The organism is Bacillus cereus group sp. BfR-BA-01355 (assembly GCF_022663675.1).
GTDB classification, from domain to species: Bacteria; Bacillota; Bacilli; order Bacillales; family Bacillaceae_G; genus Bacillus_A; species Bacillus_A thuringiensis_S.
The window spans coordinates 1-9,584 of the sequence record NZ_JAKUFY010000153.1 but is presented as its reverse complement, the minus strand read 5'-3'; the positions used below and the strand labels follow the sequence as shown (position 1 = coordinate 9,584).

The window sequence follows — 9,584 nt, the reverse complement described above, 5'->3', positions numbered from 1 at the left end:
TCTGTACCATAACTAGCATTTGTACTTTGAATGCTAGCACCAGAAGTTGCCTTGTTATAACCTTGTTGTTTTTTACTCATCTTTCTCACCTCCACAACCAATAATGTAACCAATTCACTTAGAGGCTATCCGTAATTTTATTTTGAATAATTTCCGCATATATATTTTGTTACTTATTCAAACTATAAGAAATGGAGGTGGAAATATGTATATAGGACGCGATATGACTGAACTAACAATGGTTTCAAAACATGAATGGAAAGAAGATGAATTAGCTTATTTTCATCACTCACTACAACAGATTCTGCCTTATTTAAATGCAGAAGGTCAAAGTATTTACAAAGAAATTGTAGTAGAAATTGAATCAAGAGGCGGCTTACAAGAAGGTGAAGCTAGTTGGACTCATGGGACAAAAATTTCTTACGACTAAAAAAGTGTTCCCTAGATTGGGAACACTTTTTTATTTATTGTATTGTAATTTTCTCCACGCAATTTTCGTAAATAGTACGATGCGATTTCGAAAAAGGTAATTGCTCAAATGCTTCTTTCGATACAAATTTCAATGTATCTGTATCAACAATATTGCCAGTTACCTTTCCATAAAATACAAATATATCCCAAGTACGATGTGTAAACGTATGTTGTACATTCATTGCATATTCATCAATAGAAACCGCGAGTTCAAATTTTTCTTTCATATAATCTATAAGCTGTTCCTTCTGATTTCGAATACCTTCTCCAAGTTCAGCATTAGGAAACTCCCACATATTAGCTAACAAACCTGTACTTGGACGTTTATTAATAACGTAACGACCGTCTTCAGTTTGAAGTACTCCTGCAACAATAGGTACCATTTTAGGAGCTTTCGCTTTACTTTTTACTGGTAATTCTTTTTGAACACCTTCAGCATATCCTCTGCAATGCTCACGTACAGGACAAAGTAAGCACGATGGATTTTTAGGAATACAAATCAGTGCACCTAATTCCATCAATCCCTGATTAAAATAAGATGGGTTTTCTACTGAAATAATTTCACGCACAATCTCTTCAAAAACTTTTCGAGTCTTCGGTTTTGCAATATCATCCCATACTGATAAAATGCGAGATAATACACGCATAACATTTCCATCAACTGCCGGCTCTGGTATACCATATGCAATACTTAAAATAGCACCTTTTGTATATGGTCCGACTCCTTTTAACTTTTCAATTTTCTTTACATCACTTGGTACAACCCCGCCGTATACTTCTTTTACCTCTTTTACTGCCGCATGTAAATTACGTGCTCTAGAATAATATCCTAAACCTTCCCATGCTTTTAATACTTCTTCATCATCTGCGTTCGCTAACGCTTCAAGTGTAGGAAACTTCCCCATAAAATTTGCGTAATATGGTTTTACGGCTTCTACTCTTGTTTGCTGTAACATAATCTCAGAAACCCAAACGCGGTATGGATCTTTATTTTTTCTCCATGGTAAGTCGCGCTGCTCCTCTTCAAACCAACCAATTAAATCATTTTGAAACTGCTCTATATTAAATTTTTTTAGTATTTCAAGTGTCAAACTTGATCCCCCTCATTTTTTTGCATATAAGTACTATTATAAAGATTTTAGGAAAAAATTTAAGTAAGATGACATAGGAAATTGAAGGCAAAGGACTTGAGGTATCGAATAAAAAGAGTTACATTAATAAAAAACGGAGGTGGATTTTTATGGACACAGCCACTCACCTTGTTATGGGTATCACTTTAGGTAGCTTAGCAACATTAGATCCAGCTATAGCACAAAGTGATATTGGCCCACAAGCTGTTATGCTTGCTACAATTGCTGGTTCCAACATTCCTGACATTGACACAGTTTTAAAATTGCGTAATAACGCTAAATATATAAGAAATCATCGCGGAGTTACTCATTCCATTCCCGCGGTAATTCTTTGGTCATTTCTTATAAGTGGCATCTCTTTCGCCTTCTTTTCAGACGCTCCATATCTTCATCTACTACTTTGGTCATTTATTGCAGTCTTCCTTCACGTCTTTGTCGATATTTTTAACGCCTATGGTACACAAGCATTACGGCCTTTCACAAAAAAATGGGTCGCACTCGGCGTGATTAATACATTTGATACCGTAATTTTCTTTATCCATATACTTGCAATTGCTTGCATGCTCGTCGGTTCTCATAAAGGATACACAGCCTTAGCAGCATATATATTAATGATTATTTACTATATCGGACGGGTTATGATGCACCGAAATATAAGAAGCGTTGTACACAAACGTTTCAAAAATGTCGAAAAGATTATCATTTCTCCTTCTTACCGATTTTATCATTATCATTTAGCAGTCGTTACAGCTGATTATTACTACGTTGCGAGATGGCACCGTGGTAACATCATGATATATGACAAATTCGATCGGGTACCGTTCCCAGAAAATGATATTATGCGAGCAGCTAAACAAGATGAAAACATCTCGGCCTTCCTATCTTTCTCTCCTGTATATCGCTGGGATATTTTTGATCATGATCATTATTATGAAGTACGATTCATTGATTTACGGTATCGCAGTAAAGATTATTATCCATTTGTCGCGATTGTTCAGCTCGACCATAATTTAAATATTATTAGTTCCTATACAGGATGGATTTTTAGTGAAGAAAAACTTCGAAAAAAGCTGGAATTACTTCCACATTAAAAAAAGCGACTTAAGTCGCTTTTTTTAATGTTTCAAATGATCTTCTTGATTAATTAAATGGCTATACTTCGGATTATTTGTACGCATTTCATGAAGGCGTACACCATGATTATTAATCCATGATCGTACCACTTGCTCAGTCATTTCCTCACCTTGATAACGCCCTGATTTTGCATAAGTTGTTTGAAAATCTTCCCAAAGTAATTCAACCCACGCACGTGCTTGTCCGTAAGAAAGCTTGTCATTCTTATCTAATAATTCTTTCGTTAATGCTTCATAAATATCATTCATGTTCTAATCTCCTTTTCCCTATTTATCCCTTCATTTCTAAAGGATAGTTTCTTCTGTTTTGCACATTCTATAAGTGATACTTCTTAAAGAGGTATCAACTGATGATGAGGAGGGCGTTCGCAATGGGTAAACAAGCCGAATTTTGGTCTGAGTCAAAAAACAACAGCAAAATCGACGGTCAGCCGAAAGCGAAATCACGCTTCGCTTCGAAGCGACCTAACGGCACAATTAACACGCACCCACAAGAACGTATGCGTGCTGCAAATCAGCAGGAAGAGTAATACAGTTACAACCTAAAAAATTAACTTCCTACACGAGGTGATAAAGATGAGCTACCGTGATCGTTTAGATAGTCGTTCTGAATTATTTAACCATACGTGGACTCGTCCGAAACATGCGAAAGCGCAAGTTAACGGACAGACGCAGCAAACCCAGTCTCTCATTATATTGGCCAACGAATGTAAAAAACGCCAATTTTAGAATCTCCTATCTCCTTTAACGCCTACCAAAGATGAAAACCAGAGAGATATTTGCTCTCTGGTTTTTATTTTTCTTGCAATAAGGAAATTGGTATTCCAATCTCTTCATTATCATTTTGTTTATAACCCCAAGCGAATACCCCATTGAAGTAAGTAATTTTAAATAATATACCAGGTTCTTCTATTAATTCATATGTTTCACCAATATGGAATTTGTTTATATCAGTCATATAAGCGCGAGCCATTGCCATCTTTCTCATTAATACATCGAACTCATTTACAATTCCAAGCTGTTCAGCCTTTATTGCTTGCTCCTTCAAATCCCCAATTTCTTCTCTAAGCTCATGTGGTGTCATTTCACTGTAGCGTTTTGGCATATTCATCTCATTATTCCCCTCATCCCTCTTCACGTTTCATTTGTAAAAATATCTCTATCTCATCAATAGAGAATCCTTTTCGATATAACGCTTGTTTCATCTTGTTTTCAAATGTCCATCCATCATACTTCTTATATTTCTCATAATACTTATTCCCATGATAGTGTAACGCTTCTTGTTGCTTTTCGTCATCTCTTTCGTCTTTCAATTCTTCCAAACAAATTTGAATTACTTCTCTAGAATACCCTTTTCGAACAAGCATCTCATCCAACTTTAGCTTCATTTGTAAAAAAGAATGCTTTTGATAAGATTTTTTTTTCTTTTCTATGAGAAACAAGGCATTCTCAATTTGCTTTTCCTTCGGATATTCTTGTAAACTATGCATAATAATTAAATCCTGAACACCTTTATTTAACAACTCTCTTTTAATAACAGTTGGACCTTTTCGATTCACATTACTTTGCGTTCGCGTATATAAAACCGCGTACTCTTTATCATTAATATATCGGTCATGTAATAATTTCGAAACGACTTCAGAGATGATGGCCTGTCCCACTTCTTTTTTTCGTAAAAAATCTTCTATTTCTTGTTTTGTTCTCATTTGATAGGATAAATAGGAGATTGCTTGTAAATATGCTTTTTGTACCTCTTCATTGTACAAAATATTTCCTAACTCTATTTCATCAATTTCTAAGCCTTTTTGTAATCCATGTTTCATTAAGATTACTTGATCCACACTAAACCCGTACTCTTCACCTTGGCCTTTATCAATATAAATATTAAATCGTTCTTTCGATCGCTTTTGTACTTCTATTTTTGTAATGACAGCCATACTCTCACCTCCCTATTATTTTAACATAGTCGAGGAACATTTTTTCTTTTCAAGAATATATATAATGAGGAGGAAATGATTATGAAAATCGCAATTTCTGGTGGCACTGGTTTTATTGGTAAATACCTCTCTACTTTTTTTATTCAAAAAGGATATATGGTCTACATTCTTACTCGAAAGAAAACTACTAGAACCTCAAACCATAACCTTCAATACGTACACTGGACACCAGATTTATCTACCTTTCCACTCTCCTCTATCGATGTAGTCATTAATCTAGCTGGAGAATCTATCAATAGTAGATGGACAAAAAAACAAAAAGAAACAATATTAAACAGTAGAATTCAAACAACAAAAGGACTTATTCAACAACTACAAGTAATGGAAACAAAACCACATACATTTATTAATGCAAGTGCTATTGGATACTACGGAACATCTGAAATAGAGTCTTTTACTGAGCAACAAGAAACTCCCGGAAATGATTTTTTAGCAGAAACAGTATTTTTATGGGAGCAAGAAGCAGCTAAAGCATGTTCTCTCGGAATAAGAACAATTTACACAAGATTTGGCGTTGTATTAGGTGCAGATGGCGGAGCCTTGCCAAAGATGTTACTTCCCTATCAATTCTATATCGGCGGCACCATTGGTTCTGGGAAGCAATGGTTATCATGGATTCATATAGACGATGTCGTTCGTATGATGGATTTCATCATACACAAAAAAGAAATTGATGGCCCTCTTAATATGACAGCACCAACACCTATAAGAATGAAGGAATTTGGAAAAACCATCGCTGCCGCAACGAGAAAACCACATTGGCTGCCTGTCCCTTCATTTATGCTTCACGCCTTATTAGGTGAGATGAGCATACTTGTACTAGAAGGGCAACATGTATTACCTAGTAAAGCAATTAAACATGGATACCAATACACATTTCCGGCAATAGACCATGCATTACAAAATATACTTTCGCATACAATGTAGTACTTCTAAAACAAAATTTTACATGGGCCCTTTTAAAACTTTCATTTTCTAGGATCCGAAGCATTACCATACAAATAACCTTTCAGTTACTTTCCCTTAACTTCCATTAGCATTATAAAGTAACAGAAATGAGGTACCTATGAAAATATTGCTCAAACAAGCCATTGTATACCCTATTACATCTCCAAAGTTTCAAGGCGATGTACTCGTTACAGAAGAGCGAATTACCGAGGTCAAACCTTTTATTCAACCTACTCAAGATATGACCGTTATAGATGCACGGGCACTCCATCTCTTACCTGGCTTTATTGATGTCCATACTCACCTTGGTCTCTATGATGAAGGTACTGGTTGGGCTGGAAATGATGCCAATGAAACATCTGAAGTTTCAACACCACATATTCGTTCTTTAGATGGTATCCACCCTTTCGATATTGCCTTTCAAGACGCTGTGCAAAATGGAATTACAACCGTTCACGTTATGCCTGGTAGTCAAAATATTATCGGGGGTACTACTTGTGTAATAAAAACAGCTGGAACTTGTATTGATCATATGATTATTCAAGAACCTGCTGGTTTAAAGATTGCCTTTGGAGAAAATCCTAAAAAGGTCCATAGTAATGGAACGAAAGAATCCATAACACGTATGGGGATTATGGGGTTACTACGGGAATCATTCTATGAAGCACAACACTACGGGCACGAAGCTGATTTTCGAATGCTTCCTATTTTAAAAGCATTACGTCGTGAAATACCCGTACGTATCCACGCTCACCGAGCAGATGATATTAGTTCTGCCCTACGCTTTGCAACGGAATTCAACCTCGATCTACGTATTGAACATTGTACAGAAGGACACTTTCTTGTTGAAGAGCTTTCGAAACACAATTTGAAGGTTTCAGTTGGTCCCACTCTGACACGCCGTTCTAAAATCGAACTAAAAAACAAGACATGGGATACTTACCATATATTATCCAAAAATGGTGTGGAAGTTTCTATAACGACAGACCATCCTTATACACCCATTCAATATTTAAATATTTGTGCTGCTGTTGCAGTAAGAGAAGGGTTAGATGAGAAAACAGCACTAGAAGGAATCACCATATTCCCAGCGCGAAATTTGCGTTTAGAGGATAGAATTGGAAGTATCGAGGTTGGAAAAGACGCCGATCTCGTGTTATGGACTCATCATCCTTTTCATTATTTAGCCAAGCCTGTACTAACTATGATTGATGGAAAAATAATTTACAAAAAAAATAAAAAAAACTAGTTTATTTTTTTGACTAGATAAAGTATTATACGATTATAAACTGAATGAAACCATAATCAATTTGTGTCGTGATTATCATTTTCAAATTGATGAATGGGGAAGGCAAATGGTGCGCCACCAGCGTTAGAAACTGGTTCTAGTGGGTTCGATTCCCACCCCGAAATTTTTTAAAGATTGATATAAAAATTTCGAGGGTGGGGTGTTTTTTCGTCATGCTACCCTCGTGTGAGGAGGAGTTAGTATGTTGAAAAAACGCGACTTACACGACAGCCACGTTCTATACGAGTTAATGGTGGATCCAGCTGTCTTCCCTTTTGTGCGTCAAAAGGCTTATTCTTATGAAGAATATTTATTCTTAACGAAACAAACAATTGAAGCTGAAGAGCGTGGTGAATTAATTTCACGCACAATTTTAGATGAATGGGGTAACCCCATCGGAACAATTACTTTATTTGATGTGCAAGAAAAAGCTGGGTTTCTCGGGACATGGCTCGGCAAACCATATCATGGAAAAGGCTATAATAAATTAGCAAAAGATTCATTTTTTAGTGAACTTTTCTATGAATTAGATATTGAAACAATCTTCATGCGTATTCGTAAAATAAATATTCGTTCTATTAAAGCTGCAGAAAAACTGCAATATGTAAATCTAGCAAACGAAACAAGAAAAGCCGTATATGATGAAATTAACGCAAACGAAGAAGTATATAACTTATATGAAATTCCAAAAGATCAATACACACTTGCTACAATGCGAGATACAACCTTCCAAGATGCTCATCAATTAAAAGAAGCATAATCTAAATTTTCTGAAATGATAATCAATCATTAACATTTTCCATATGCGTATATCCCCTCATGTCTTTGGAAACGATAAATAGTAACTTTAAGACACGAGGTGATTTGTAATGGATAAAAAGAAACGTGATAAAGCAAAAAATACATTATCTAGTACACAAGAAGTTCTCTATCAACGAGAATTTCAAAAAGCAGATCGTGCAGCAGGATATCGCTCGAAAAGCATTTAAAGTGAAAATGAATAATTAGAAGTTTCCCCCCTAATTATTCATTTTCATTACATAATTTTCTCGACTGATAGAAGTAAGCAAAAAGGACCCTTATACATAAGGGTCCTTTTTGCTGTGGACAACTTTATCCACAAAACCAACGAAATTGTTAGTAATTTTCAAAAACATTTAATATTTTTCTATATTAAAGTATATATCAGCTGTTTTAATTGTGGATATTTTTCTAAAAATTGTGGACAATGTGGATATAGTTGTTAATATTCCGACTTTACTGTTTAATGAAAACGCAATCCTTTTGTGGATAACTAGCTGAATTTTCTTTGAAAATAATAAAGAACCCTCTTTACATATACAAAGAGGGTTTCATATTAAGTAAAAGATTGTGCAAGAGCAGGTGATTTAATAGGTATATGCCGCGGTTCTGCATGATTTTCTGCCAAAATTGCATCTACAATATGACCAGCTGGCTCTGGAAGATAGATGCTTTTCATTGCTTCTTTCATTTGAAGAAGCTTCACATCATCTTGTAATAATGCCTCTGTTTTTGCAAAAACCTCACTATCATCGCGAATGACAACTGCTGCTCCTTTTTTTTCAAAGTACATCGCATTTTCATTTTCTTGTCCTGGAACAGGTTTATATAAAATGACAGGTACTTGCAACGCTGCTGCTTCACTTAATGTTATTCCGCCTGGCTTCGTAATCATACACGAAGTAACTCGGAATAATTCATCAATATTTTCAACATACCCAAACACTTTTAATGCATCGGAATTTTGATTCTGTAAACTTAATAAATCCTGTTTTAAAGCTTCATTTTTCCCACAAACGACAACTACTTGTAAATTAGGCACTGACATAAATGATTGGCATAGTTCTTTTACATTTCCTAATACCCCATGAGCACCTGCTACAATTAGTAAAATCTTTTTATTCTTACATAACTGATATTTATTATATATGATGTCTGGATTTACCTTTAACTCAAAACTACTCCGAATTGGAATTCCTGTTTCAACAATTTGTTCCGCAGGTACACCGATATCAACCATCAATTCTTTCACGTGATCCGTTGCAACAAAATAACGATCTACTTCTCGATGAATCCATATTTTGTGCACGCAAAAATCAGTTAATACGTTATAGACAGGAATTGAAATCCCTGTTTGTTTCTTCAATTCTGGTACAGCGATAATTGGAAATGTATTAATTACAATATCTGGTTTCTCCACCTGTAACAGTGTTTTCAAACGTTTTCTTCCAAAGTTCGCATACCAAGATGCTATTTTCTTATCATAAATTTTTTCTACCCCGTAATAAAACAAACGATATAATTCTTTTCCTATTGTATAACTTTTTAAATATAGATATTTTGTAATGTCAGTTATAAATGGATGTGATTCTCCAAACAAGTCGCATACAATAACATCTTCAATTCCTTTTTGGCGAAATGTTTGTTCTAATGTTTTTGCTACTTGCACATGACCATTACCGTAATGTGCAGTTAATATTAAAACCTTGGGGTTTTTTATCAAACAAATCCACTCCTAGCTTTTTGTTTCTCCATATTGCATATACGACAATAGGAAAAACATTTTCCTTAAAAATTACATAAACAGATTCTAATA

Annotated in this window: 13 protein-coding genes and 1 pseudogene; 8 read left to right on the top strand and 6 right to left on the bottom strand. The window is 35.1% G+C overall.

From position 1 onward, the window contains the following. A pseudogene (locus MR167_RS28845) lies at nucleotides 1-95 on the bottom strand (gamma-type small acid-soluble spore protein); the annotation flags it as partial. 110 nt (nucleotides 96-205) lie between these two features. Between MR167_RS28845 and MR167_RS28840 the strand changes: the two are divergent. Beyond that, on the top strand, nucleotides 206-430 hold the full coding sequence (locus MR167_RS28840; protein ID WP_000275441.1) for a hypothetical protein: 225 nt from the start codon (nucleotides 206-208) through the stop codon (nucleotides 428-430). Nucleotides 431-464: 34 nt separating this feature from the next. On the opposite strand, the gene mutY is transcribed toward MR167_RS28840, so the two are convergent. Further along, nucleotides 465-1,562 (bottom strand): A/G-specific adenine glycosylase, encoded by a 1,098-nt coding sequence (gene mutY, locus MR167_RS28835; RefSeq protein ID WP_000171380.1) that lies wholly within the window; start codon nucleotides 1,560-1,562, stop codon nucleotides 465-467. 149 nt (nucleotides 1,563-1,711) lie between these two features. Here mutY and MR167_RS28830 point away from each other — a divergent pair, with 149 nt between their 5' ends. Further along, the gene (locus MR167_RS28830; protein WP_000379114.1) at nucleotides 1,712-2,692 is read left to right on the top strand and encodes a metal-dependent hydrolase; all 981 of its coding nucleotides are present in this window, start codon (nucleotides 1,712-1,714) and stop codon (nucleotides 2,690-2,692) included. Nucleotides 2,693-2,716: 24 nt separating this feature from the next. Here MR167_RS28830 and MR167_RS28825 read toward each other — a convergent pair whose 3' ends face one another. Continuing rightward, on the bottom strand, nucleotides 2,717-2,983 hold the full coding sequence (locus MR167_RS28825) for a YfhJ family protein (RefSeq protein ID WP_000998159.1): 267 nt from the start codon (nucleotides 2,981-2,983) through the stop codon (nucleotides 2,717-2,719). Between the two features lie 122 nt (nucleotides 2,984-3,105). On the opposite strand from MR167_RS28825, the gene MR167_RS28820 reads away from it, so the two are divergent. Next, complete coding sequence (locus MR167_RS28820; protein ID WP_000517891.1) at nucleotides 3,106-3,264, top strand: small, acid-soluble spore protein K; 159 nt, start codon at nucleotides 3,106-3,108, stop codon at nucleotides 3,262-3,264. A 46-nt stretch (nucleotides 3,265-3,310) separates the two neighbouring features. After that, nucleotides 3,311-3,463 carry a YpzG family protein gene (locus MR167_RS28815; RefSeq protein WP_000122093.1) on the top strand — a complete coding sequence of 51 codons (153 nt, stop codon included), beginning with the start codon at nucleotides 3,311-3,313 and terminating at the stop codon, nucleotides 3,461-3,463. A 64-nt stretch (nucleotides 3,464-3,527) separates the two neighbouring features. Here MR167_RS28815 and MR167_RS28810 read toward each other — a convergent pair whose 3' ends face one another. Both MR167_RS28810 and recX read right to left on the bottom strand, forming a co-directional pair. Beyond that, complete coding sequence (locus tag MR167_RS28810) at nucleotides 3,528-3,845, bottom strand: YfhH family protein (RefSeq protein ID WP_001057028.1); 318 nt, start codon at nucleotides 3,843-3,845, stop codon at nucleotides 3,528-3,530. A gap of 13 nt (nucleotides 3,846-3,858) precedes the next feature. Beyond that, nucleotides 3,859-4,671 (bottom strand): recombination regulator RecX, encoded by an 813-nt coding sequence (gene recX, locus MR167_RS28805; protein WP_000268512.1) that lies wholly within the window; start codon nucleotides 4,669-4,671, stop codon nucleotides 3,859-3,861. Between the two features lie 81 nt (nucleotides 4,672-4,752). On the opposite strand from recX, the gene MR167_RS28800 reads away from it, so the two are divergent. From MR167_RS28800 to MR167_RS28785, 4 genes are all read left to right on the top strand, one after another. After that, on the top strand, nucleotides 4,753-5,658 hold the full coding sequence (locus tag MR167_RS28800) for a TIGR01777 family oxidoreductase (RefSeq protein WP_000684386.1): 906 nt from the start codon (nucleotides 4,753-4,755) through the stop codon (nucleotides 5,656-5,658). 139 nt (nucleotides 5,659-5,797) lie between these two features. Further along, nucleotides 5,798-6,928, top strand: coding sequence for an amidohydrolase (locus MR167_RS28795; protein ID WP_000698293.1), 1,131 nt, complete (start codon nucleotides 5,798-5,800; stop codon nucleotides 6,926-6,928). A 241-nt stretch (nucleotides 6,929-7,169) separates the two neighbouring features. Then, nucleotides 7,170-7,727 carry a GNAT family N-acetyltransferase gene (locus MR167_RS28790; protein ID WP_000914737.1) on the top strand — a complete coding sequence of 186 codons (558 nt, stop codon included), beginning with the start codon at nucleotides 7,170-7,172 and terminating at the stop codon, nucleotides 7,725-7,727. Between the two features lie 109 nt (nucleotides 7,728-7,836). Beyond that, on the top strand, nucleotides 7,837-7,956 hold the full coding sequence (locus tag MR167_RS28785; RefSeq protein ID WP_000358482.1) for a YfhE family protein: 120 nt from the start codon (nucleotides 7,837-7,839) through the stop codon (nucleotides 7,954-7,956). A 368-nt stretch (nucleotides 7,957-8,324) separates the two neighbouring features. On the opposite strand, the gene MR167_RS28780 is transcribed toward MR167_RS28785, so the two are convergent. Then, nucleotides 8,325-9,491: a diglucosyl diacylglycerol synthase gene (locus tag MR167_RS28780; RefSeq protein ID WP_000594686.1), complete on the bottom strand. Its 1,167-nt coding sequence runs from the start codon at nucleotides 9,489-9,491 to the stop codon at nucleotides 8,325-8,327. Nucleotides 9,492-9,584 lie beyond the last annotated feature (93 nt).